This window comes from Rhodopirellula islandica (assembly GCF_001027925.1).
Taxonomy (GTDB): domain Bacteria; phylum Planctomycetota; class Planctomycetia; order Pirellulales; family Pirellulaceae; genus Rhodopirellula; species Rhodopirellula islandica.
On the sequence record NZ_LECT01000031.1, the window covers coordinates 88,075 to 113,674 of the forward strand.

The following is a 25,600-nucleotide window of genomic DNA, read 5'->3' on the forward strand; positions in this document are numbered from 1 at the left end:
GAACATTCCGAACGAGAAAAAGTTGAGAGTCAAGTTGTCGCCAACAGCGACGTCAATTCTCCTGACGTGGGCGGGTCGCACAACCGGAATTTTGTCATTCGTCCATCGGAATCGTCGTACAAAATCATCGTGGCGGCAGAGAGATCGGCGGCCGCGGGGGAATCGATCAAAAGCGATGAGTCACCGGCGTTGAGCGGTCCCACCAGACGCAATTCCAAATCATGATGGCTCTGCCGAGGCAACCATCGATTCAGCGTTTCTGCGGATGGCAGACTCGCGATGACGAACACGTTGACGGCCGGGCCCTCTCGAAGGACGGTTTGCAACGCATCGCAACCAGAGATTTGGGTGGCGGCGTCCAACGAGAAGTTCATCGATTCCGGTTGACGAAGATCGCGGAACCGATCCAGGCCATCCAGCACGACCAACAGGGGCGTGTCGTTGCTTTGCGGAAGAGTCGCGATGGGCGGAACGTCATCCGCCTTGGTTTTGGCGGAAACGAGTGTGCCATCCGAATCGAGACTGAACGAAGGGGCGGTCGTGGCGAGTCCGTCCGTGGTCGAAGTTTCCTGGGTGGGTTTGCCGAGTCGGGCGTCCACGAATTCAGCCAGCTGAATCATGGCGTTCTCGGCGTCGCGAGGCCGGATGACGTGTGCGTCCACCTGGTGTTGTTGGGTCCACTGCACGACCGAGTCTCCTTCTTCGGCTCGGGAGCCGTCGAACAAGACCAACGAGAGGTCCGGACGATGCGCCCTGGCGGACGCGATGATGCTGCTCAGGACGCTAGGGCGATTGCGTGCCGAACCGATCAGCAAGGCGTTGCGGCCGGTGTTGGATTGAAACCGCAAAGCGCACGGGGGGCCGAGTTCAACGGCTTCCCCCAGCAATCCGACCAGGGTGTCGGAGGGCTGTGATGCTTCGATGGCTTGGCGTGCCATGTCGGCGGTGAAACGTCCTGGTCGGTTGCCTTCGAAGACCACAGCGGCGCCGAGTTCCCGATTCCAAGCTTCGTCTCGCTGCCCAATCTCATGGAGTAGTCGGACTTGTTCCGCGGTTTCTAAGTAAGCGACCTGGAAGGGCTGGTTGCCTTCGACCAGGCCACTGGCGTCGTTGTAGATGGCTTCACCGGGCCGGGATATCAACCGAGCCGCCGTGTTGTCATCGGACAAAATCAAGGCGGCATCGGCCTCGCTGCACTGCATCGCGATTCGAACCGCCATTTGCCCCAACGTGGCTCGGGGGAGGCTGTTGGCACCGGCCAGCGATTGACTGCTGAGAACAACGTGGATGCCAAACGAGCGGCCTTGTCGAACGAGGCGATCCAAGAGTGCGGTGCAATCGGAGGCGAGCGTGTCGTCTCGAGTGAACAGTTCTTGGAACTCGTCGACGACCAGCATCAAACGGGGCATGACTTCGTCAGGGCGGGCGCGCCGATAGGCACCGAGTTCCTGGACCCCCGCAGCCCGAAACAACTCGCCTCGGGTGGTCATTTCCGAATCGAGTCGTTGCAGGACACTGCGTCCAAATTCCCGTTCGCTTTCAATGCCAATGACGCGAGCGTGAGGTAGTTTGGCATCGGCGTAGATCTTGAACTCGACGCCCTTCTTGAAATCCAGCAGATAGAACTGCAGTTCATCGGGAGAGTACATCGCAGCGCCGGATGTGACGATGCTGTGCAGCAGCGTGCTTTTTCCCGAGCCCGTTTTGCCGGCGATCAGAACGTGTTGGCGAACACCTTCGCCTAAATCGAGTGACCGGTTCCGTCCCGCCCCGGAGCTACCAATGACGATGTGGAGACCATCAGCGGCGGTGCTCGTTTGATCGGACGTGGGGATGCATTCATTGGGCATCAACGAGGTCAACGGCACGATGACACGCGAGGCTTCCTGGGCCAAACGCCCGATGCGCTGGATCAGTGCCGAGCGGTCTTGGGGCATGGGTGGCGGCGCGGGCCAGAATTCGCACTCATCCAATCCCGCGTTGAGAAGACGCCAATGGCCAGCGGTCAGACCCTCCTCCAACATTCGAACACGTCGCTTGTTGCCGATTGGAATGATCCCATCCTCGTTCGGTTGCAGCGGTTCCGCGTTCAAACTGGACCGATCGATCCCATCAAAGGCGGCTGAAGGGTCTTTGCGAGCGGCTTCTTCGCCGGTATCCAAGCCCGCTTGGCCATATCTCAGACGCAGCAGATTGGGATGGTCAAACATCGGCATGTCCGCCGGCCATTCGTGTTTGCTGTCCACGACCAGAATGACGAATACACCGCAGCGAATTCCGCTGCGGATGAGCGATGCCAGGTGCGAATGAGCGTCCCGAGACAGCCCGTCCGGAAATCCGACCGCGGCAATCGCTTCGTAGGGTTGTGCCAGCGATCCAGCCACCTTGTTGTAGTCTTCCAAACGTTCGTATTGGTCCCTCAAACACGACTGCAGAATGTTTTCAGCATGATGGCTGATGTCGGCGATGCGAGCCGTGATTTGGTCGCCCTGCGTCCAGACGCGATGGTGAATCAGGCTGGGATCGTGGTCAGCCAAAGCGAGAAAGCTGGAGAAGTTCTGCCCTCGCCCTGCTGGATCAATCAGGGTCACACGAGCTTGGCCCGGTGGAGCAGCGCTGAGCAAACGCCAAAGCACCTGGTGTGCGATTTTGATGGCATCCTCGATGTGGGCCGTGGGTGCTTCGATGATCACGCCCGAATGCATTCGCCGGTGCATTGCGATTGGCATCGTGTCCGGGACTTGCAACCGATTCAGAATGTCGGCTTCGTCGTGAGCGTCACCGTTTTGCTCCACGTGATGGGATGTGTCGTAACCCAGAGCAGAATCGAATTGCTGCTTCAGACGATTGCCCAACCGGATCGATCCCACGGGCAGGAAATCAATTCCGGGATGCAGCGGCGGTGGGTTGGAAAGCAATTCGTCCCAATGTGGATACCGATACTCGACCAAGTCGTTGGCCGCGAGGATTCGCGTCAACCCGCGATGCATGCCAGATTGCAGTCGCTGCGCCAACGATTCCAGCGTGTGCCGATGCTGTTCTGCCACCGCTTGCAGAGTTTGGCCAGCCACCGCATCAGATTGGGTGAGTTTTTGCGAGATGTCCGTGGCCGTTTGATTGGCCCGTTCACGCATCGATTGCTGAAGATCCGCGAAACTGGTTCGGAATTGTTCCTCAATCCGATTCAACTGGTCTTGCAGTCGTGCTTCTTCGGCGACCTGTTTTGCGGCAAGCTCTTCGCGGAGGTCCTGCAGTTGGTTTTTTTGCCACTGTTGAGCGTCTTTGATGTGCGAGTCGCGCAGCAGGATCAATTCCTGGCTGGTCTTCTTGGCGGCCGCCGTCGAAATTCGTTTGGCCCGCAGAACAGCGTCTTGGGATGCCAAGCGAATTCGTTCGGTGGCAGGGTGCAAAGATCGAGTCATCTTCCGCAGAGGCCACATCAAAATCAGGTAGCATGTGAACCCGATCAAACCGGATACGATGACGGAGCCGATCAAGTAGTGAATGAGCGGTTCGGCTTTCAACAAGATCGAGAGGCCGGAGAAGATCAACAACAGAACGGCGACCAGCGAGGGCAGGTAATACACCGCGTCCACCACGTGCGCGGCGAATCCGGTTTGCATCTCGGAGACAGTGGATTTCAATCGACGGTTCTGTCGGCGGACCAGATCCAACGCATCTTCCACCTTGGTCGGTGGGGACTCACCAAATTCAGCGTACAGATCGCTTGGCGTTTGGACATCAAGCAAGCGGTTGAGTCGGCGGATCGTCAGCGCCCGAGCCCATTCAATGTCTTCGTTTGATTCCGCAAGAGTCGCGTCGAGCTGATGATGTTCTTTGGCGGCCAGCTTTTTGGGCTGATCCTTGCGGGCGTCGTACTGGTTCTTGATCGCGATCAGTCGCTTTTCGACCTTGCCATGGATCACCGCTTCGTCTTCGGCGAGCTGCCTCCGAAAACGGACGCCGCATCGTCGCAGTTGGTCACGTGTCTGCAGGGTCGCCACCTCGTACGCGGCGATCATTTGCTCTTGCGCTGTGTCCCACTGCGTCAGCGTGTTGAGACGATCGGTGTGGCAGTTCTGTTTGACCGCAGCGAGCTGGTCTGTCAGACGCTGTTCGATGTCCGCATGTTGGTCGCCTTGTTGGCGAACCAATCGAGCATGTTCGTCTCGCGAAGCCGCAACGCGTTGGATCAATCCATGAAGCAGACGGCGTTGGCGTTCCGGAGCAAACAACAGTGCAGGCGAAACAGCAGAGTCTTTCATGGTTTCGATTCTACTCCAATCCGACGCCCACGGCGCGTTTGTGAAGCGATCGAAATCAAAAGCTGGCGGATGAAGTTTGAGCGTTCAGCAAAAGTTGCGCGGCCAATCCAAAAGGTCCCCGCCGTTGCGACCACTGTTTGAAGTGGCAGCGTTCATGGTGGGCTGCCGAGCGGACGTGCCACTGCTAGTCTTCGGCGATGTCCGAAGCTTGGTCTTGGGGAGGTGAGACAGGCGGGGGTTCTGACTCAGCCAGTTTGCCGTTGGGCAAAGTGACATCGATTCTGGTTCCCTGTTGGCATGATTTGGGTGCGGTCTCAGGCAGGCCGCCTTCGGGGGTGTCCGAGGGGGAATGGTCTGCGGGTTCAGTGGAGACTTCCCAGTGACCGTCTTGGATGTTGATGCGGCCACCCATGGCGTGGGTGATATTGCGAACCAGGTACAGCCCCAAACCGGTGCCTTGCTGACTGCGTTCCAGTTCACTGCCTAGCCGGACGAATCGCCCGAAAACTTTGCGTCGCAAGTTAGCGGGAATTCCTGTGCCGTTGTCCAAAACTGAAACAGTGACATCTCCCGAGGCGGAACAAACCGCAGTCAACTCGACTTTGGGAGGCGACCCACCGTATTTGATGGCGTTGTCAATCAAGTTGCGAAACAGAATTTCAATTTGGATGACGGGCGCGTGCACGAGAATTGGCGGGCATTTCACGCGGACGGTTTCTGGCGGCAGCTTGTATCGCACACAGGCGCCTTGGGCACACTTGGAAAGTACCGTGTGCAGAGACAAATCGCAGGCCTCATAGGCTTCGCCTCCTCGGTCGACTCGGGCGACATCGAGCAGGTGATTGATCAGGCTGTCCAAACGTTCCACGTCTTCCAGCATGATGAGATGGAATTCCTTCTGTTGTTCGACGCTGACGTCGTGGCGGGTCATCGTCTGTAGGTACAGTTTCAGCGACGCAATTGGACTTTTGAGTTCATGGGTGACGGAGTCGATGAAGTTGGATTGCCGACGGTTCAAGTTGAACGCTTTGACCGACAGCGTCAGGTAAGCGATGACGCCGGCCAGGATTGCGATCAAAAGCGGCGCCCCGGCACCCAGCATCACCCAGAACATGCCCGAGGTGGAATCGTTGCGGACAGCGCCCCAAACCGTTCCGCTGATCCAAACCGCGGTCAGCAAGACGACCAGGACGATCAGCACAACGCCCAGTGTGACGGGCGTTCGCAGGGTCAACGGGCGGTTCGAAATGGGCGAGACGATGACCGTGTCCTTTGCATGGGCGAGTTGAAATTGAACCAGACACTTGGTTCTTCACATTCCCGGTGGGGCGGGACGTTCGCGTGAGCGAATGCGAACAATTCTGCAGCAAGATAGCAGCGTTCCAGGTTGCATCGAAGAAGCCTGCCGAAGATTGGATCCGGGGAATCCCGATCCGTCGCGTGGGCAAGCCAGAACGCCTGATGGATTGGGCCGGTCGCCTCCAATCGAGGCTCCCGCGGAGGCCGACGGGGCAACCGTGGTCGTGACAGGCTGCCACACCTCGGGGTGGGTAGCAGATCGGATCAAGACAAAAATGAGTCAAAACTTCTTCAAAAATGGGCCCCCGACCCTGACGGCAGTTGCCCAACCGGCAATAATGAAACTCATGAAGACCAAGTGTCTTCTTCATTGCCACGCGGAGATAGGATCATGCGTGCCGAAACGCAGCAACGACAATATTCTGAGAGAACGCTCCAGCAGGTTCGGCTGGACAGCGTCCGTGCGCTCGCGAAGGCGAAGTTCTGCCCGGACACCAGTGAGGTCGTTCGCTTGCAATGTGTTGACGATCGGGCTGAGTCAGAGAATCACTTCGGCAACCAACTTTGGTACTTCGAAGGCAAAGGCGTTGACGAGGGCCATCATCGGCAAGACGTGTTCGGGGTGGTCGAGTATCAAATTCAGTTTGGGCTGCAGGAGTTGGTGGAAGACGGGGTTTTTGATACCCCTCAGGAACGCGAAGGCTTTCGTTCGTTGTACGACCGTGAGGTCAGCGGCCCTTCTTGGCGGCACCCGGCGAATCGTTTGTTCTTGGCCGCGATGATGGCGGTGGCTGCTTTGACGCTGTTCTTGCTGACGCTGAAGAATCTGCTGGCGTGAGTTCTTTTGCCGCTGATCCAGCTGAGTGCGTCGCCGAACCTCTCGAAACGCCTGTGAAAGATGGAACGATCGTTTCCGTCAACGGGCTGCAGAAAACCTACCGCGGAGGCTGGCTGCGTTCCTCTCACGTGCATGCTCTCTCGGGTGTCACCCTGAATGCGGATGCCGGTCAAGTCTTCGGTCTGCTCGGGCCCAATGGGGCTGGCAAAACGACACTGATCAAAATCTTGCTGGGAGTGATCCGTTCGTCCGGTGGAACAGCCAGTTTGTTCGGTTTGCCAGCCGGCTCGGCAGCGGCTCGTCGTCGAGTTGGGTATCTGCCTGAGTCGTTGCGAGTTGATCGGCACCACACCGCCCGGACAGCGCTGAAGTATTACGGCCGACTGAGTGGACTCGACGGCACGACAATCCGCAGACGCAGCGACGAATTGCTGGAGTTGGTCGGACTCGCCGGTCGAGATCGGGAACCGGTGCGGCAGTTCAGCAAAGGCATGTTGCAGCGGTTGGGACTGGCACAAGCCCTGATGCATGATCCCGACCTGTTGGTCCTGGATGAACCCACCGATGGTTTGGATCCCGTCGGTCGGTCCGAAGTGCGTCAGGTGATCGAACGTTTGCGAGACGCAGGCAAAACCATCCTGATGAACAGCCACATTCTGCACGAAGTGGAATTGGTGTGCACTCACTTGGCGATCATGGCGAAAGGCCGCGTGCTGGCATCGGGCCCCATCAACAACTTGAGCGGTCCCGGGATCGAAGTTTCCCAGTCGGCGATGACGATTCACATGGAAATTGAACTGGAGCGTTCCAAGTTGGAAACGTTGCAGGAGCAACTGCAGCCAATGATGTCGACCGATTCCGCTTGGCAGTTGGTGCGTTCGAAAGAATCGAATGATCTTTGGCGAGTCCAGTTGGACTGCGATGAACAAGCCGACGTGGACGCGAGCGTGGATGTGGTTCGTAGCCTGGATGGCTCGATCGTCACATTGCAACCACATCGACACACTTTGGAACACACGTTCATGCGATTGGTTCAACAAGCCGGTTCGCCCGGCCGTGACGCCGGCCCGACGCCGTGAGGCCAATGATCCTTTGATTGGCCCGCCGTTGCTGTCACCACCCACTTTGAAAACGATCGCTGGAGAGATGCATTGAATTGGCGACCCTATTTCGCCGTCGTTTGGGACTCGTTTCATGCCGCGATGGCGTCGCGAGTTCTGTGGGCAGCGATGCTGGCCATTTGGATTTTGCTGGCCATGCTGGCTCCCATCGGCGTTCGCGAAGATTACACGACGACGTTTCGCTTCTTCGACGTCTACAACGGGACGCGAATGAAGGCGATGCTCGCGCAGGGCATGGTCGACCCAGACCAAAAGGACGCTCCGCTGGGGCGGATCGCCGCTGCGATGCCAGAGGAGCTTTCGCGGAAACTCCAACGAGTGGGGGAAGGCGACGAGGTCCGGATTCCGTTGCCGATGCTGACGGATGCACTGAACGAGTTGATCGATCAAGACTTTAAACTCGCCACCAACGCTCCAGATGCTGACGAAGAGTCCGGCGAAACGTCCGAAAAAGCCTCCGATTCGCGTCACTGGTACGATGCCCAAGCCTGGCAGGAAACCGTTCGACTTCGGGAGCTGCGTGAACTGGATGAAAAGCCGGCGGAGGAGTTGGCCGATTCGCTAATCCGGCGTCGGGCCAGACTTCGGATCGAGGCCGCGTTACCGGGAGTCTTCGAAGCTCGAAGTGCTCGATCGGTGTTGTTGACGTACGGGACATTGGATTTTCCGACTGGGTTTGAAATTGATCGAACTCAATTCGAATCCTTGTTCAATCAGTTTGTGATTCCGACCCTGGTTCACTGGCTGCTTGGTTTCGTGCTGGTCTTCCTCGGTGTCTTGGTCACCGCATCCATGATCCCCGACATGCTGCAAACCGGGTCGCTGCACCTGCTGCTGAGCAAACCCGTTTCCCGTCCGGCGTTGCTGCTGGCGAAGTTCGTCGGTGGATGCGCGTTTGTGTTCTTGTGCGTGGCTCAGTTGGTCATCGGACTGTATCTGATTGCGGGAATGCGGCTGGAGATCTGGAATCCCAGAATCCTGTGGTGCATTCCCGTTGCTGTCTTTCTGTTCGCTGTTTTCTTCAGCGTGTCTGTGCCGGCTGGATTGAAGTGGCGTTCCCCCATCATTTCAATCGCAGCGGCGGGAGCTCTGGCTGCGATCTGCCTCGTGTTCAGCATCATCGCGGGCGTGTTCGACACTCGGATTGTTCAGCCGGAACGCATTTCCGGCCTGGTTCGAGCGGGGGATGATTTGATCTCGGTCACCAACGGCGGCGGGTTGAACCGGATGGACGAGGATCAACAGCAGTGGGTGCCTGTGATCGAAAGCAAAGCGATGTCCAACGATCGCGTTTTGCGGCCTGTTGCAATCGATGACGATCATGTTCTGACTGCGAGAATTCGCAATGGAAAATTCAACCCATTCGGCTCGGGGTCGCTCGATCTGATCGTGTTGGCACGCGACAACGATTGGAAGCCTCAACCTGGATTGCGATTGCCAACCGCGACTGAACGTTTGATTCCCATTGGACTGACGGACAAGTCCGGCTCGGGACAGACCTTGGCGGTCAACACCGCGGATTTGCTGATCACCCAAAACCGGGACATCCTCTCGTCAATCGGCAAGCAGGTCAAAGAGGAATCCGACGATCCAGACAGTGACAGCGACGGTGGTGCGGACGGTCGATCTCCGCGGGGACAATCGGCGGATTCCATTGGTGCTTGGTTGAGCACCCTTGTGACGATGCAAGGCGGCGCCACGGAAGAATTCGTTTCGATCCTGCCGCGAAATGTGGCGCTGAGTCCCCCGATTCGGCTAGCGGTTCCCTTGGACGCGGCTGATTTGAACGGGGAGAGTGCAAGCGAATCGACGCGTTTGTTGATTCTCAATGGAAGCCAATTGCAGCAATTGGTACCCGATGGCGATCCGACGGAGAATGTCTGGCAGCGGGATCTCACAGCTGATTTGCCTCGTTCAGACACTCCCTTGCCTCCCGTGTTGGCTGCCTCGAACCGATATGTCGTCGCCAGCACCGGTGATGAGGTGGCGCGCGTGTTCACCACCAAGGATCTGAGTGAGATCTTCGCTGGCGATTGGCCCGATGACATCGCGCCGCTTTCACTGCACGCTGTCGCGGAAGACCTGTTCTTGGTTGTGACAACAGAAGGCAGTGGCCATCTGCTACGCGTGGTTGAAAAACAAGGTGATGAACCGGGCTCGGAAAATCACCCGTTGCAAGTGGTCGCCACACTCCCGGTGGATGAGATTGAAACCGCAATGGTGGAGTTCACGCCGGACTCATCGGTGGTCCAGTTGGTCGTCGCTCATGACGTCGACCGAGTCAGCGAATTCCATGTCAGCAGCCAGGCGGACACGGCTGACCTGAGTGTCGTTCGTAGCATCGAACCGAAACGATCGTTTTGGCGCCGCGTCGATCGGTATGGAATTGGGTTGCTGGAATTGCTGACGCCTCAGGTGCTCGCACTGGGTGACACCACCGCAGGGATGGTCTCTGGCAAAAAGGCGTTCATTGTCGGCGGTGGCGACATGGAGGCAGGGGAAGTCGTCCGCTATGGAATCGCGACGCCAATCATCAGCTGTGGTGTCTTCATCGCCGTCATGCTGACGTTGAGCTGCGTCTACTTTGCTCGCAGCGATTTCTGAACAACTGCTGAACAACTGGATGTTTGGAACGAGCGGCGTCAGAGCTTAAGAGCCTGAACGCAATTCCGCGCGGTTAAATTCACGTTGGCTCAATCGGTTGCACAAGGAGATGGCAAGCGTGCATCGCGGTCCCAGGTCCAGTTGTAGGGATTGGTTGGATGGGGAAACAAAATGCGTTGCGTGTCTCCGCAATGCACCGAGTGACAAGCTGCCTGAGCATAACGGAGGGCTAGTGTAGAGAGCCCCAACTACATTCTCAGAAAGCTTCTCTTAGGCGGGGACAATATGCATGTGCAGTACCGATCGAATTCTATTCGTGGACGACGACACAATCGTCTTGCGGGTGCTCCGTCGTAGCATGGAAGACAACTACGACGTCGAGACCGCAGAATCGGGCCAACGGGCTCTCGAAATTCTTCGCAGCAGTGAGCCAATCAGTTGCGTGGTCAGCGACATGCGGATGCCCGCGATGGATGGCATTGAGTTGGTTCAGACGATTGCGATCGAGTGGCCCGAGGTTCCATGCATCATTCTGACTGGCAACCAGGACGAAGAGAGCGAGCGACGAGCGATCAACGAATCCAACGTCTTCCGATTGATGAACAAGCCTTCGCCACGCATTGAAATCATCGAGGCGATCGAGAGCGCGCTCCAACATCGCAGAGAAAAGCGTCTTCCGCCATCGTCCAATTCCCCGTTCACCGTGAGTGCGTGAACAACGATTGGTCGTCACTCTTCTTTGACGGACGAAGTCCCCAGCCTCGGGCTACCTCATGCAACGTACCATTCTTCTATCCATTCTGATTGCCTGCATCGGGGTGTTCGCGACGGTTGCCACTGTGGAGATGGTGCGTCAATCCGCATTGAGGCATGACCGGCAGCGATTCGACCACATGGCAGATCGCTTGCAAGGCGAGTTTCAGCGCCGCATGCAACAAAGCGAATTGGGATTGATTGCTGTTCAGTGTCTCTTCTCTGCCAACGAACAGGTTGAGTATTCCGACTTCATTCGACTGCTCTCACAAATTGATCGCGAAGATGAATTCCTGGGCGCCGAAGCGTTCGGGTACTTGGCAGTTGTTCCTGACACCGCAGAAGCGACGCAACAACTCAACGCAGAGTTGGTGGCGTCCGGCTTGAATCCATTGCGGGTCACGACCCACGAAGCGGCTGGATTGCACTTCAATGACGTCGAGACTGACAAGCTGATTCCTGGTCGGTTCATCATCAAATTTGTTCAGCCCAATACGCGTTTCGATTGCGCCGTTGGACTGGATCTTGGCGAGGATCGTCTCCGCCGAGAAACAGCCGAACGTTCCGCAAGGACAGGAATGGCGTGCATCACCCCACGCTTGCAGTTGATGGGGAGTGATCCCGACGAATCTGGTTTCCTGTTCATGATGCCACACTATCGAGGCACCCCAAGGACGGAAGCGGAACGTTTGAACTCAATCGTTGGTTGGGTCGGCATGGCCCTTGATGGTGCATCGGTGTTCGAGAATCTGGAAGCTGCCACGGGGAATGAACTGGGTTACAGGTTGTTCATTCAAGAGGGGCTCCATTCCCAGTTTCAACTTGCATCCAGCCAGAGTGATTCCAGCGAGAGTTCCCTTGGCTTCCAGCGACGCACATCCGAATTGATCGCGGGACAACTGTGGAATGTGGAAGTCTTCCCAACAAAGGATTTCGCCACGACCGTTCATTCGCTTGTATGGACGATTGCCGTTGGTGGAGGATGCTTCACGTTGGTGGTCTTCATTCTGGTGTTGACCTTGAGCACCCACGCGTATCGAGCGCAAAAACTCGCGTCCCATATGCTTGTTGACCTACGCCGGCTGGCGATGGTTGCCGAACGCACAACGAATGAGGTGGTCATCACGGATGTGGATCGAAAGATCACGTGGGTCAATGAAGGGTTCATCCGCAACACGGGGTATCAGTTGAGTGAGGTGGAAGGCCAATCTCCGGGGGACATTTTCCAGTGCAATGATACGGATCCCAACACTCTCCAGTTGATTCAAGAGGCTCTCGCCAATCAGAAGGGGTTTTGTGGTGAACTACTGAATCAACGCAAGGATGGGACTCGATACTGGGTCTACCTCGACATTCAGCCACTTCTTGATGATGACGGGGAGCAGGTCGGTTTTTTGGCGATCAAAAATGACGTCACGGAAGCCCATGAGGCCGCAGCACGTATCAAACGCGTGAACGAACGAATGGAATATGCTCTCGACGGGGGACAAATGTCGATCTGGGACTGGGACATTTCCAAAGGAAGGATCGTCTACGACAGTCGCGGCTATGAAGTCACCGGGCATCATTCACCCGAAGGTGGTGACCCAGCGAATGTATGGTTCGAACGAATTCACCCGGAAGACCTGGCCCAAGTGGAATCAGAAATCAATCGCTGTATTTCGGGCGAAAAAGAAGGTTTCGTCATTGAATGGCGGTGCATGCAAGAGAACGGGGACTTCAGTTGGTTGTTTGCCCGCGGCCATGTCGTGCAGCGTGATGAGGCCGGGCAAGCCACCTACGTGGCCGGGACGACCATGGAGATCAATGAACGCAAGCGAGTCGAATTGGCCCTCGTTGAAAGCCAAAAGCGTTCGCAGGCTGTTTTCAATTCATCGCAAGATGCCATTGTGTTTCTTTCCAATGGGGAACTCTTGGATTGCAACCCACGAACCCTTGAACTGTTCGGGTTTGAAAGCCTCCGCGATATGGCACGTTTCGATCTCGTTTCGCTCTCACCAGAATTGCAACCCGACGGGAAACGCTCGGACGTCGAAGCAAGCAAGATCATGGACCTTCTCAATACCGATGGGAAGATTCACTTTGAGTGGACCCACATGTCCAATGATGGAAGATGTTTTGACTGTGACATCTCGGTTGTGTCGTTCAATTTGTCGGGGCAGGTCTACCAGCAAGCCGTGTTGCGTGACATCTCCAACAAAAAGGAAATGCAACGACAGCTTTCACAGACACAGAAACTGGAAAGCATTGGCCAGTTGGCAGCTGGTGTTGCTCACGAAATCAACACCCCGATGCAGTGCGTGTTTGGGAATGTGGAATACCTGAACATGGCATTCGACAAAGCGTTTCAACTGATCAACACGTATCGCGAATTGCGAGACGATTCCGAGCCCAGTGAATTGGCAAAGGAAGTCGTTCAAAAGGCAGAGTTGGGCTGTCGTTTTGATTCCTTGCAGCACAACATCACCGAGTCAATCCAAGAAGCTCATGATGCCGCCAACCGAGTGATTGATATCGTTCGCGCGATGAAGACCATGTCGCACCCGGGCACCTCAGCAAAGTCCACCACGGATCTGAACCGATTGATTCGTGACGCGACGATTGTTGCGAGAAACCATTGGAAGTACGTCGCCAGTTTGGAATTGAATTTGGATGATGCTGTCCATTCGCTTCCGGTGTTCCCGGCTCAAATGAGCCAAGTGATCTTGAATTTGGTGGTCAACTCCGCGGATGCGATCGCAGAAGGGCGTGAGCAGGAGTCGTCGGAACTGGGAGTCATTTCGGTCTCCACTCAGATGGCGGAAGATCACGTGCGCATCACAGTGATGGACACCGGCAATGGGATGTCTGAGAGCGTTCGCAGTCGCGTCTTTGATCCGTTCTTTACAACCAAAGACGTTGGCAAAGGTACCGGCCAGGGAATGGCGATTGCTTACGATGTGATCGTCAACCAACACGGGGGGACGATTCAGGTGGATTCCTCGCCTGGGCAAGGCGCGTGCTTCACGATCCTGCTTCCAATTGAAGTGGAGACAAAACCGGTGATCGGCGACCTGAGTGAGAGTTCAGGTGGGCTGAGTGTCGCAGTTGGAGCGTCTCAGTTCCAATCCTAGTGGTCTGCCACGACTTCTTCTTAGGGTGGTGGACGAAGCGACGAGTCCTGAACTGGCGTCAAATTCAAGGACTCGTCGCCTCGCCCACCACGATCAACCCTCACTTTTAGCTGTGACAAACCACCAGCCACCGTGAGGTCAAAATCAGATGCTGGGATAAGTCTGTGAGCGGGAGGGTCTGCTTTCGATCTTCGATCTGCCAGCGTGGATGGTGGCGTACCCAGTTCACTTGGTCGAACAGAACTGCCGCGTTGTTTCCGAAAATGTGGCGGAAATCGAATCCGTTGCCTCATCGATTCGCGTTCTCGTCTGGGACCGGATGGGGGGCGGATGCCATCGGTGGCTCGGACGCGTGCTCCAGCATTGAGATGCAATCGTTTCGAAAGCGAGCATAACCAACACCAATGGTGAGGATGCAATACGCAGCAACCATCGGTTTGGACGCCCCTGCCTGAAACAACCTTGGCGCGTCCAGAAATGCTTCGCCGCTGAACCAAGCCAGTGCCAAGTACGTGCCGTTGGCGAGCAGGCAAAAGTCGGCAACGAACCACAACACTCGTCGATTTGCGCCGAGTGCGATTGCGACCGGTACAAGGACCCCGAGGACCGGTCCCGACCACAGTGTGATCAGCGGTGCGGGATCCGGTGAATGGATCGAATACGGTAGATGCCATGGTCGAAGGTCGATCTCAATCAAGGTCGCACCGCTGATCCAACCACCAACCACATGACCAAGTTCGTGAGACTGAGTCATTGCCAACCAACTCAACAACATCCATCCTGCAAAACGAACGGTCACGCGGATCGACTGGGACAAGTTCGTCGTCATGCTGCTATTGAGGCCCTGTCATTTCCCAAATCACACCACGCGTGGTTGCCGGATCAATGAAACCGGCCTTCTTGCTCAGCACTCCATCGTGAGGCGTCTCGTTTTTAGGCGTCATTCGCCTTGCCGGCAACTCTGCAAATGTTTGCCCGACATCGGTGGTCTCAAAGCAAAGGTGATGAAGCCCCTCTCCGTTTTGATTCAAATGATCCATCAAGGGATGATCGTCCGTCAATGGCTGGACGAGTTGCAGATGCAGGTTTCCCATGTCCAAGTGGGTCAGTCGTACGTTTCCAGACTGAATGTATTCGTCCACAACGACTGGCAAACCGAGTTGATCGCGGTAAAACGCGAGAGCCTCGTCTGTATCGCGAACCACGATGGCGATGTGATCGAGTTTCTTGAAAAGTGGTGTCTCAGACACGGGAACCTCTAGGAATGAAATCAGGCTTTGAGTTTTTGAAACGCTTCGAGCAATGCGTTTGGACCACCCACGTTTCCAGGGAAGACAACGTAAGCGATCCCCGGTAGGTGGCTGTCGGCTGGCATTTTCCAAACGGGGACACCAGGAAGAATTTGCCCGAGGACCGTCGCGTGCTTGGCTCCCAACCCCTTGGTGGCAACGTCACTGGAGGTGATGCCACCTTTGGCAATCAGGAATCGAGGACGCTGAGTGAGACTGCTGACGACTGAAACGAGAGCTTTCGAAACTTGGTTTCCAATGGCGAGACTCGCTGCCGCATCGGTCCCGGTTACCAATTTCCGAGAAGATGAAAGGACGACGTTGAAGTTTTCCAGCCCATCGTTCACGGCGGTGACGATTTCCTGCAAGTACGATTCGCTTTCATCCCCCAGTAGCTTGTCGACGTCCAAGACGACCGATGTCAGATCGGATTCGTTGTCGAGCAAACACCTCAGTTGTTCAGTTGTCTTGGGGACGTACGAGCCGACGACAACCAGACCGGTTTTCGAACCCTCGTTCACCATCTCCTCGGCGCGAAGCAAATCCCTGGGTTCCAAACCGGCGAAGGCTTGCACGAAGCTCGCTGCGGTTCGGTAGACGAACGTTTGCCCGTTTTGTTCGGCAGATTGAGCGGCGAACACAAAGGCTTCGATGTCTCGCATGGAAGCTGCGTTGACGATGCACACCGATCCCGGCGGCAAATCGGACAAGCGAGTTTGAAGCGGATTCAGGTCCGACGAACGCAGTTCATTGAGCCCGACCGATACGATCTGGTTGGGATCGAGCTTTCCATCGTGCTTCTCCGCGACCCAACGTTTCAGGTCGCTGTTCTGAAATCCAAACGCTGCATCCTTGGCGAACGGAGTTTCCGCGGCGGGAATCAGTGCTTCTCCTTCGGCGACATAGTGGATGTCGCCGATCGTGTAGCGACCGCCTTGAAGGAAGAATGGGGCGATCACGTGAACCGCCTCGGACGTTCCAACCGCGGTCGCGATCGCATCAACTTCAGCGGGGTAATGGCCTCGAAGCGTGGAATCGCTGCGACTGACCACGACAAATCGCTGTTTGGTTTGCCGTGCGGCCTCGATCAGATTTTTGCCAATTTCTTGGGCTAGTTGAACCGCATCAGGTTCCGTCATCGACCGTGAATTCGTGAGCACATAGAACAGATCAGCGGGAGAATCCAACGCTGCGGCCAATTCATCGACGCCCCAGGTGGTCAAAACAGGAGTGTCGTAAACCGTTTGTGTCCCGGTGGGATCATCGTCCAGGACAACAATCTTGCGGTTCGACCGCTGGTTGTTTTCGCGAATCTGGGGAAGCAACGATTCGGAGCGTTCTTCCGCGATGCCTTGGATTGCATCCGAGAGAGTTTGTGTCATGGGAATTGGAGCGAAGAAGGCGAATGAAGGTTCAAGATTTCAAGCATTTCATGGATCGATCGGGCAATCCAAGAGAGCGAACGCACGACACGGTGCACCATCGCCGCCAGCCACCTTGAGCGGCATGGCGCCAAACAAACAATGGGGCTCGGTGATCGCGTCGAGGTTGGTCAGTCCCTCGACAATGATCACGTTGCCGCCCAGCAAAATCTGATGGATCTCCGTCACCGCTGGCAGATCGTTGACATCCGCAACCGACGGTGGTTCCACGCCCACCAAGCGAACTTTTCGATTGACCATCCAGCGGGCCAGGTCAGGACTGATCGGCTGAAAGTTGTCTCGGTAGTACCTCGGATCGCTCACATGCTGACTCCACCTCGTTCGCAGCAACAATGCATCTCCCGCCGGAAAGGTCTCTGCGAGTTCACCGAGGTGCGAGATCTCAATCGGGGTTCTGGGAGGCAGGTGTGCCAAATCGACGATCCACGCATTGCCAATGCAATCTTGCAACGGAATTTGATCAATCGTTTGCTCGCTCGCTTCAAAGTGCAGCGGCGCATCCATGTGAGTGCCGCAGTGCGAATACAGATGCAGCGTGCTTGCGTTCCAACCGTCTTCGGCCAGCGTGAACTTGCTCTCCGATTCAAAGCCTCGCATCCCAGGTTCCAGACGCAATGTCAGGTCGATGACTTTCATTCTTGGGGCGTCTCCCAACATCCAGATTGTGACGAAGTGTACATGGCTTCCTGAACCGCCAAGCTTTTCAGGTAGCTCGCTCCATCGGTTTCGAAGGCTTGGCCATTTTTCAGTTGATCGATGAAGTGTCGCTGGGTTGCAAAAACGCAGTCTCCTGCGAAACCGTGTTGGCTGGGTGAGTAAGAGTGCTCCCGCTCGGATTCGCCCAGAGGTTGAATCATCAGCCGACCATCGTCGTGAAGTCGGATTGAACCTTCGTCACCTTCCAACAGAACCTCGCCAAACGTGTAACGAGGATTCTTTGCCGTGGATTCGTTGAAACGATTGGCGTCGTACAACCCCATCGCACCGTCGTGAAAGCGGAGAACGCCCACCGCGGTGTCCTCCCCGGCGATGACCGGGTTGAGTTTGCGGTGCCAACACCAGGCTTGGTCGATTTCGCCACCGAGATATCGAAACGTGTCGATCGTATGAATGCCCGCTTCCAAGATCAGGAACTTGTCCATCGTCTGAAAATAAGGCTGGCGAGCAAGGTACGCGTCTGGACCGTGTCCGTCGCCGGCTCGATTTCGAAACGACAGGGAGTGCAAACGACTGCCAATCGCACCGGAGTTCATCAGCTGTTTCATCTCGCGATACCAAGGTTGGAATCGAAAGTTTTCGTGGACCATGAAGCGAATGCCTCTCTGCTCGGTCAACGTGACCAATTCGCGGGCCTCCTGCACGGTTGGTGCAAGCGGTTTTTGGCAAATGATGGCGTGGCCACGCTGGGAAATCTCGTCGACCAACCGCAGATGGGTGTCGGGTCGAGTGATGATGTCCACGAAGTCGACCTCGTGCCGGTCCAGCATCCGCTGGTAGTCCGCGTAGGCCGATGCAATGCCGTTTGCCTGAGCAACTTCATTCGCTTTGTCGATCTCCACGTCGCAGCAGGCAACGATTTCAACGTCGCTCATCCGGTTCCAAGCGTCGTAGTGAAACTGGCTGAAGTAACCGGCACCAATCACGGCGCCCCGGTAGGTTCGTTCCGTTGGTTGGGCAGTCATGCGGCGGCTCCTGTTACTCGCGAAGCAGCATCCAGCTCTTCCGCGATGGACCGGTCCGGCGAGATGCGGAACCACAGAAAGATTGCCACCACATTCAGTGCTGCGGCCGAGTAGAAGAACGGCTCATGAGCATGGAAGTGGGCGACCAAGTACGGGAAGGACAACGACGTCGCGAAGGCACCCAGGTTGCCGATCATGTTCATGGCTCCGCTGACCGCGCCGGCACTTTTTCCGCCGATGTCCATGCAGGTTGACCAAGAAGGGCTGAGAATCATGTCACTGCCAAAGATCGCGATGCACATGCAAATGACAGCGGACATGGGCGTGGTCATGTTCACACACAAGCTCATCCCAATGGCACCCAGTGCAAACCCGATCGCAGCCGGTAGGCGTCGAGAAAGTTTCCATTGGCCGCGGCTGTAGAGCCGATCGACAGTGAAGCCCGCCATCCAGTTGCCGACAACCCCGCACAACAAGGGGGCGGCGGCGTACCAGCCCGTTTGTTCGCTGGTCAGTGAGTATTGTTCTTTCAGGTAGGGGAAAAACCAACTGACGGTGAAGAAGAACGTGAAGTTGTGGGCGACGTACTGGAACATCAGCATCAACATGTTGGTGGATCGCAACATCTGAAGGAACTTGATGGGCGTTTCCTCAACGTGTTCCAGCTGAGCCGCTCGTTTCGGATTGCGTGACTGCATGATGTGCGTGGCCTCGGATTCCGACACGGCGAAATGATCTTCCGGCAGGTCACGAAAGAGCGTGTACCACAGAATCGCAAACAGGATCCCGATCACCCCAAAGAACCAAAACGTTTGTTGCCACCCGCCCAGTGCACCGATCAGCCAGACCACGCCCGGCATCGCCAGGGCAGCCCCCAGACGTCCGCCCGAAAAGCTGATCGAATTGGTGATTCCACGTTCGTTCATCGGCAACCAAGACGTGAAGGCGCGAGCCAGGGTGGGGTAACCACCGGCTTCCCCCATCCCGAAGAGGAACCGCAGGCCAACCATGGCTGACAAGCCGCGAACGACTCCCGTGAGGATGGTGAATGCGGACCATATCAAGCACACAACGGCCATGACTTTCCGAGGACCAAAGCGATCGGCCAACTTTCCGCTGGGAACTTGGAACAGGGCGTAGCCAAGTGCGAAGGCGGACATGACCCAACCCATCTGTTGATCGGAAAAACCGAGGTCGGTTGCCATGTCCTCTTTGGCAGCTGAGATGCACGCTCGATCCACCCACATCAGCACGGACAACAAGAACGCGCCGAGGATCAGCAAGAAGCGTGTGGGCATGGGGGATGTCCGTGGGATGAGAAAGAGAATGCGCTCGTGATTGAATCAATTCAAGGCGAACTTCAGACGGGCGTCGTTTCACCCTGGAGTCGTCGACTCAGGTGAGCTGCGATTTTGTCCGTGATCTCGACCGTCGAAAGTTGGCCGCCCATGTCCGCGGTCCGCTGCGTTGGGTCAGACAAAACGTCCGAGATGGCACCGTTCAAAGCGTCCGCTGCGCGGCGTGTTTCAGCGTGACCCAGCCACTCCAACATCATTGCGGTCGACAGGTGCATCGCAATTGGATTGGCGATCGATTGCCCGGCGATATCGGGGGCCGAACCATGCGAAGGTTGAAAGACCGCTGCGTTGTCACCCAAGTCGCCCGAAGGCGCCATTCCCATTCCACCGACCAGACCGGCGGCCAGGTCAGAGAGGATGTCGCCGAACATGTTTTCCGTGACCATGACATCGAAGTCTTGTGGGCGACGGACCAAGAACAATGCAGCTGCATCGACATAAACATGATCGGCTTTGATGTCCGGGAACTCCTTGGCGACTTCGTCAAACACGTGACGAAAATAAACCATTGAGGAAAGCACGTTGGCCTTGTCGATCAAGGTGACCGTCTTCTTGCCGTTTCGGCGACGAGCGGTTTGGAATGCCAAGCGGCAAACCCGTTCCGATGCCGATCGGCTGATCCGGAGCAAGTTGGTCGCTTCATCCGCGTCCAGATCCGCAATCGCATCACGTCCATAGAACAACCCTTCGGTGCTCTCGCGAACCAGCACAAAGTCGATGTCACCGGGGCCTTGGCCCTTCAACGGGGTGTCGTCTTCGTGAAAGAGGCGAATTGGGCGGACACCACCGTACAACTGCAAACGCTCGCGAAGGTCCAATTGAGGTGCGATCTCTTTGCCATTGGGGTAGCGAACGTTAGGCAATCCCATCGCGCCGAGTAACACCGCATCGGATGCCAGGCAGGCATCGAATGCCGACTGAGGCAGTGCTTCCCCGGATCGCTGATACTCGCCAACGCCGACGCTGTGATGGTCGAGTTCGAAGGCGACTCCGTTCAAATTCGATTGCATGATTTCAAGCAACCGAACCGATTGGTCACAAACTTCGGGGCCGATGCCATCGCCACCTAAGATGACGAGATGAAAGGATTGGGTCATGGGGGATGGTGCGAGAAAGAATGGGCGACTGGGAAATCAAAAAGCATGGCGAATCAAACACAACACTCACCAATGTTCGAATCGCGATTGCGACTGCGAACGGCCGAGAACGACTGAATGCACTCCGTCGCTTCTCTTCAACGGCCAACATTACACCACAGTGTGGTGGGTTTCGACAGAGGATGACCAACATTCTTGCGGTGCGCTCTATACACTCACTGCCTGGAAAGAATGATTTCGCATTTGCAATAAGGAACTGATGTGTCGACTCGAAAACAACTCCTTGTGGCTGGGGTGATCTTCACCGGTCTCTTGTCCGTGATGATTCCCACCGTCTCTGCCGAACGACCACGACTGGCTGTGTTGACTGACATTGGCGGCGATCCCGATGACACGCAATCGTTGGTTCGCTTGTTGGTTTATTCCAACGAGTTTGAGATCGAAGCGTTGATCGCCAGTGCGTCAGGGACACGAGGTGAACTGAAGGAATCGATCACTCGGCCTGACCTGATTCATGAACTCATCGATGCCTACGAACATGTTCGGCCGAATTTGCAACAACACGCCAAAGGTTGGCCGGAGGCGGATGCACTTCGCGGCGTCGTCGTGTCAGGCAATCCGAATCGGGAACGCCCTCACATCGGTGAGGGACATGACACCGATGGATCACGTTTGTTGATCAAACGGATTGATGCGGGGTCGGTGGAGTCGCCCCTTTGCATCACCGTCTGGGGTGGGCAAACTGATCTGGCTCAGGCCCTTGACCGAGTCCAAGCGACACGCGGTCCGGATGGATTCGCAGCGTTTGTTCGCAAGTTCTCTGTCTATGACATCGCCGACCAGGACGGCATTGCCAATTGGATGCGAAAGCAATTTCCGGGGATGCACTATGTGCTATCCACAGCGGCACCGAACGCCGACAAACGCACCGCGAATTTTCGTGGGATGTATTTGACGGGTGATGAAAGCCTGACCGGACGAAATTGGATTGAAGCCAATGTTCGAAGCAAGGGACCACTGGGAGCGTTGTATCCCACCAAGACTTGGACGGCACCCAATCCGCACGGTTGCCTGAAGGAAGGTGACACGCCTTCGTGGTTTTTCTTCCTGCCGAAAGGCGGGAATGATCCCAAAGACCCAAGCCAACCTGGTTGGGGCGGGGAGTTCACGAAGCAAGACGACGGATGGTACCGAGACCGAACGGCCACCACGAACTACGATCCTCGCACATCGGTCAGCCGTTGGCGTCCCGAATTTCAAGCGGACTTTGCTAAACGCATGCAGTGGTGTTTGCCTGCCACCGAGTGACGCATCCGCGCGACCTGCCCCGTCCAGTTCACGTCAGGTGATCTGATAGGCCTCAGCCAGTTTTGCAAAGGATGCGACTTGTTCCGCGATCCACGCTTCATCACGATGCATCTCAGTGGCCATCAGCTTGGCAACCGTCTCTGAGATCTGGACCGTTGCTTTGGAGTTCAAAAACAGGCATCGGGTTCGGCGAGCCAGCACATCTTCGACCGCCCTTGCCATCTCGTTCCGGACCGCCCAGATCACTTCGCCACCGGTGATGGAGAGGTCCGTGTGCAACTTCTGGCTCCACTCGGGTTTCTCTTGTTCCAGTCGTTCGATCTCGGGCAGGTCCGATCCGTAGTGCCCTCGCCCCGCACCGGCGACGGTGTTGGTCGATCCCGAGTTTGGATCGTAGCCATGCAGGTGAAGTGTTTCCGTTTGGCAGCCAGTCGCGGTGAGCGGAGTGGCTGAATTTTTCGTCGAGGCAATCGTTCGATCGACGCAGTCCTCAGCCATCTTGCGGACCGTCGTCCATTTGCCACCGGTGATCGTGATCAGCTTGGAATCGGAGATGCGAATGGTGTGATCGCGAGACAGCGACGCGGTTCGTGATGACTTGTCGCCTTTGACCAGTGGTCGAATCCCGGTGAACACGCTGAGGACATCTTCACGCGCTGGTGCTTCGACCAAGTACTCCTTTGCAGTCTCCAGAAGAAATTCAATCTCTCCGGCTTGTGGTTTGGGTTCCAGCGACACGGTCTCAATCGCCGTGTCGGTGGTTCCGACCACCGCATGATTGTGCCAAGGGATGATGAACAGAACGCGACCGTCAGACGTTTTGGGAACGATCATCGCAATGTCGCCGGGGAAGAAGCGGCGAGGCAGAACGAGATGCACACCTTGGCTGGCCGCCAGCATCTTTTCAGCAGCCGGCTCGTCCATCGCTCGGACAGCATCACAGAACGGCCCCGCGGCATTGATCACTCGGCGTGCCCCGATCGATAGCGTGGCACCCGTTTCGCGGTCCTCGGCAAGCACACCGTTGATTTCACCCGCATCGTCTTTCGAGAGTCCCGTCACGGCAACGTAGTTCAACAGGCACGCCCCATGCTCCGCAGCGGTCCGAGCCATGCTGATGAGCAACCGCGTGTCATCGAACTGCCCGTCGTGATAGATCACGCCTCCGTTGGCTTTCTGCTTCTGCAAGGTCGGCACTCGCTGTGCGGCTTCCTGGGGACCAATCGCGTGAGACCGCCCGAAACGGTTTCCGGTCGCCAACCAGTCGTAAACTTTCAGGCCCGTTGCGTAATACATCCGTTCCATCAACGAACCACAGGGGATCAAAAACGGCATGTCATGCACCAGTTGTGGCGCGTTGTTGCGAAGCAGCGTGCGCTCCTTCAAGGCATCTCGCACCAACGTGATGTTGCCTTGTTGGAGGTAGCGGACGCCGCCATGTACCAGTTTGGTGCTGCGGCTGGACGTTCCCTTGCCGAAGTCAGCTTGTTCGAGCAGCAGGCAATCCAGACCACGCGTGGCAGCATCCATGGCGATTCCAACCCCCGTCGCACCGCCGCCAATGATGACAATGTCCCAGGGCTCGGAACGTTCGTTGAGCTGGGTCAGGGAATGTTCGCGTTGCATGTATGAACCGAAAGGAGCAAGAGAAGTTGAGCGAGATGAGACGCGTCCTGTCATCACAGGGCGAGCGAGAAGTCAGTCGGTCGCGGATTCGAGTTCTGCCCACTGCTTGGAACGCTCGAGCGCTTTGGCCCAGCGAATTCGGCGTCGCGACACCTCGTCGGCTGCCATTTGGGGCTCGAACACGCGGTCGGTTTCCCAGATTCGCTCGATGTCGGCGTAATCCTTCCAGAAACCGGTCGCGAGGCCGGCGACATAGGCCGCCCCAGCCGCCGTGGTTTCAATGATCTTGGGACGGACCACGCGAGCACCAATGATGTCAGCCTGGAATTGCATCAACAAGTCATTGGCGGCCGCTCCGCCATCGACTCGCAGTTCCTCGATCGCGACGCCGGAATCCTTCCGCATCGCGTCGAGCACATCTGCAACTTGGAAGGCAATGCCCTCCAGTGCGGCACGAGCGATGTGAGCCTTGGTGGTCCCGCGAGTCAGGCCAACCAAGATGCCGCGTGCGTAGGAATCCCAGTGTGGTGCGCCGAGACCGGCGAACGCTGGAACGAGGTACACGCCGTCGGTATCGTCCACGCTGGCAGCGAGCGATTCGACTTCGGAGGACGACTGGATGATCCCCAGTCCGTCTCGCAACCACTGCACAATCGCACCGGCGATGAAGATGCTGCCTTCGTAGGCGTACTCTCGTTTGTCGCCATCCCAGCAGGCAACGGTGGTCAACAAGCGCGAAGGAGAGGGGGACGGCGTGTCACCGATGTTCATCAACATGAAACATCCGGTGCCGTAAGTGTTCTTCGCCATGCCGGGCAGGGTGCAGTTCTGTCCCAGCAAAGCCGATTGCTGGTCGCCCGCCGCTCCACCCAGTGGAATGGATTTGCCAAACAGCGAGGGTTCCGTTTCACCGTACACGTGACTGGACGGGTGGACGCTGGGAAGAATGGCTTTGGGAATGTCAAACAATTCCAGCAACTCGTCGTCCCACTTCCCTGTGTGAATGTTCCACAGCATTGTTCGCGAGGCGTTGGTGACATCGGTGGCGTGGACGTTTCCGCCCGTCAACTTCCAAAACAACCAACTGTCGATGGTCCCAAATGCAAGCTCGCCCTTTTCGGCTCGCTCTTTGGCCCCAGAAACGTTCTCGAGAATCCAGTGCAGCTTCGTGGCGCAGAAATAGGCGTCGATGACCAATCCCGTCTTGTGCTGAACCAGTTCTGATCGGCCTGCTTCCCGCAACGCATCGCAATCGGGAGCCGTTCTTCGATCTTGCCACACGATGGCGTTGTGAATCGGTTCGCCGGTGGCGCGGTCCCACACCAGGGTGGTCTCGCGTTGATTGGTGATTCCAATGGCGTGCACGTCAGACGCGTCCATGTTGTGCTGTTGAAGCACCGTTTGAGCGACCGACAGTTGCGTCTCCCAAATTTCGTTCGCGTCGTGTTCCACCCAGCCCGGTTTGGGGTAGTGCTGTGTGAACTCTTGCTGGGTCATCCCGATGATCGATCCATCGTGTGCAAACAGGATCGCTCGAGAACTCGTTGTTCCTTGATCCAGTGCCAGAATTGCCTTCATCGAATGTCTCCGCCAAGTTGATTGATCGTCATGGTTGTCAAAATGCAGTCTGATTCTAGCGGAGTTGGCGACGGCACGTGCCGGTGAACAACGCTGCGTGAGCGTCCCTTGCAATGATCATCGGGAATCTCGCACCGCCCGTGTTGGAAGCGGCGCCAACGATCGCGGTAGTCGGCCGCGAACGGACCAATCTTGCTTCCAATGGCTGCGACGAACGACCATCCGAT

At 56.6% G+C, this 25,600-nt stretch carries 17 protein-coding genes; 6 read left to right on the forward strand and 11 right to left on the reverse strand.

All coding sequences use genetic code 11. The features are described from left to right. Window positions 1-29: 29 nt before the first annotated feature. Both RISK_RS16605 and RISK_RS16610 read right to left on the reverse strand, forming a co-directional pair. Window positions 30-4,265 carry an FtsK/SpoIIIE domain-containing protein gene (locus RISK_RS16605; protein ID WP_047815442.1) on the reverse strand — a complete coding sequence of 1,412 codons (4,236 nt, stop codon included), beginning with the start codon at window positions 4,263-4,265 and terminating at the stop codon, window positions 30-32. 184 nt (window positions 4,266-4,449) lie between these two features. Further along, a complete protein-coding gene (locus RISK_RS16610) occupies window positions 4,450-5,499 on the reverse strand; it encodes a sensor histidine kinase (protein ID WP_236696377.1) in 1,050 nt (349 codons plus the stop codon). 456 nt (window positions 5,500-5,955) lie between these two features. Here RISK_RS16610 and RISK_RS16615 point away from each other — a divergent pair, with 456 nt between their 5' ends. From RISK_RS16615 to RISK_RS16635, 5 genes are all read left to right on the forward strand, one after another. Continuing rightward, window positions 5,956-6,402 carry a hypothetical protein gene (locus RISK_RS16615; RefSeq protein ID WP_236696378.1) on the forward strand — a complete coding sequence of 149 codons (447 nt, stop codon included), beginning with the start codon at window positions 5,956-5,958 and terminating at the stop codon, window positions 6,400-6,402. Next, on the forward strand, window positions 6,399-7,481 hold the full coding sequence (locus RISK_RS16620) for an ABC transporter ATP-binding protein (RefSeq protein WP_047815444.1): 1,083 nt from the start codon (window positions 6,399-6,401) through the stop codon (window positions 7,479-7,481). The genes RISK_RS16615 and RISK_RS16620 overlap by 4 nt, the downstream gene beginning before the upstream one ends. 72 nt (window positions 7,482-7,553) lie before the next feature. Beyond that, window positions 7,554-10,127, forward strand: a complete 2,574-nt coding sequence (locus RISK_RS16625) for an ABC transporter permease (protein ID WP_047815445.1) — start codon at window positions 7,554-7,556, stop codon at window positions 10,125-10,127. Between the two features lie 316 nt (window positions 10,128-10,443). Further along, window positions 10,444-10,842, forward strand: a complete 399-nt coding sequence (locus RISK_RS16630; RefSeq protein ID WP_047815589.1) for a response regulator — start codon at window positions 10,444-10,446, stop codon at window positions 10,840-10,842. A 58-nt stretch (window positions 10,843-10,900) separates the two neighbouring features. Continuing rightward, complete coding sequence (locus RISK_RS16635; protein WP_047815446.1) at window positions 10,901-13,993, forward strand: PAS domain S-box protein; 3,093 nt, start codon at window positions 10,901-10,903, stop codon at window positions 13,991-13,993. Between the two features lie 289 nt (window positions 13,994-14,282). Here RISK_RS16635 and RISK_RS16640 read toward each other — a convergent pair whose 3' ends face one another. The 7 genes from RISK_RS16640 to RISK_RS16670 form a co-directional block, all read right to left on the reverse strand. After that, on the reverse strand, window positions 14,283-14,822 hold the full coding sequence (locus tag RISK_RS16640; RefSeq protein ID WP_390173942.1) for a hypothetical protein: 540 nt from the start codon (window positions 14,820-14,822) through the stop codon (window positions 14,283-14,285). A 4-nt stretch (window positions 14,823-14,826) separates the two neighbouring features. Then, entirely contained in the window at window positions 14,827-15,243 is a 417-nt protein-coding gene (locus tag RISK_RS16645; protein WP_047815447.1) for a VOC family protein, read from the reverse strand. Between the two features lie 20 nt (window positions 15,244-15,263). Continuing rightward, a complete protein-coding gene (locus RISK_RS16650) occupies window positions 15,264-16,664 on the reverse strand; it encodes a four-carbon acid sugar kinase family protein (protein ID WP_047815448.1) in 1,401 nt (466 codons plus the stop codon). 48 nt (window positions 16,665-16,712) lie between these two features. Continuing rightward, window positions 16,713-17,360 carry a cyclase family protein gene (locus RISK_RS16655; RefSeq protein ID WP_047815449.1) on the reverse strand — a complete coding sequence of 216 codons (648 nt, stop codon included), beginning with the start codon at window positions 17,358-17,360 and terminating at the stop codon, window positions 16,713-16,715. After that, window positions 17,357-18,406, reverse strand: a complete 1,050-nt coding sequence (locus RISK_RS16660; protein WP_047815450.1) for a Gfo/Idh/MocA family protein — start codon at window positions 18,404-18,406, stop codon at window positions 17,357-17,359. The genes RISK_RS16655 and RISK_RS16660 overlap by 4 nt, the downstream gene beginning before the upstream one ends. After that, entirely contained in the window at window positions 18,403-19,704 is a 1,302-nt protein-coding gene (locus RISK_RS16665) for an MFS transporter (RefSeq protein WP_047815451.1), read from the reverse strand. Before RISK_RS16665 ends, RISK_RS16660 begins: the two co-directional genes overlap by 4 nt. Before the next feature lie 62 nt (window positions 19,705-19,766). Next, window positions 19,767-20,861, reverse strand: a complete 1,095-nt coding sequence (locus RISK_RS16670; RefSeq protein ID WP_047815452.1) for an isocitrate/isopropylmalate dehydrogenase family protein — start codon at window positions 20,859-20,861, stop codon at window positions 19,767-19,769. A 261-nt stretch (window positions 20,862-21,122) separates the two neighbouring features. On the opposite strand from RISK_RS16670, the gene RISK_RS16675 reads away from it, so the two are divergent. Beyond that, complete coding sequence (locus RISK_RS16675) at window positions 21,123-22,169, forward strand: DUF1593 domain-containing protein (RefSeq protein WP_047815453.1); 1,047 nt, start codon at window positions 21,123-21,125, stop codon at window positions 22,167-22,169. Window positions 22,170-22,202: 33 nt separating this feature from the next. Here the strand turns inward: RISK_RS16675 and RISK_RS16680 are convergent, their stop codons facing one another. Together RISK_RS16680 and glpK are read right to left on the reverse strand one after the other, a co-directional pair. Next, a complete protein-coding gene (locus RISK_RS16680; protein ID WP_047815454.1) occupies window positions 22,203-23,795 on the reverse strand; it encodes a glycerol-3-phosphate dehydrogenase/oxidase in 1,593 nt (530 codons plus the stop codon). Between the two features lie 72 nt (window positions 23,796-23,867). Beyond that, window positions 23,868-25,373 carry a glycerol kinase GlpK gene (gene glpK / locus RISK_RS16685; RefSeq protein ID WP_047815455.1) on the reverse strand — a complete coding sequence of 502 codons (1,506 nt, stop codon included), beginning with the start codon at window positions 25,371-25,373 and terminating at the stop codon, window positions 23,868-23,870. Window positions 25,374-25,600 lie beyond the last annotated feature (227 nt).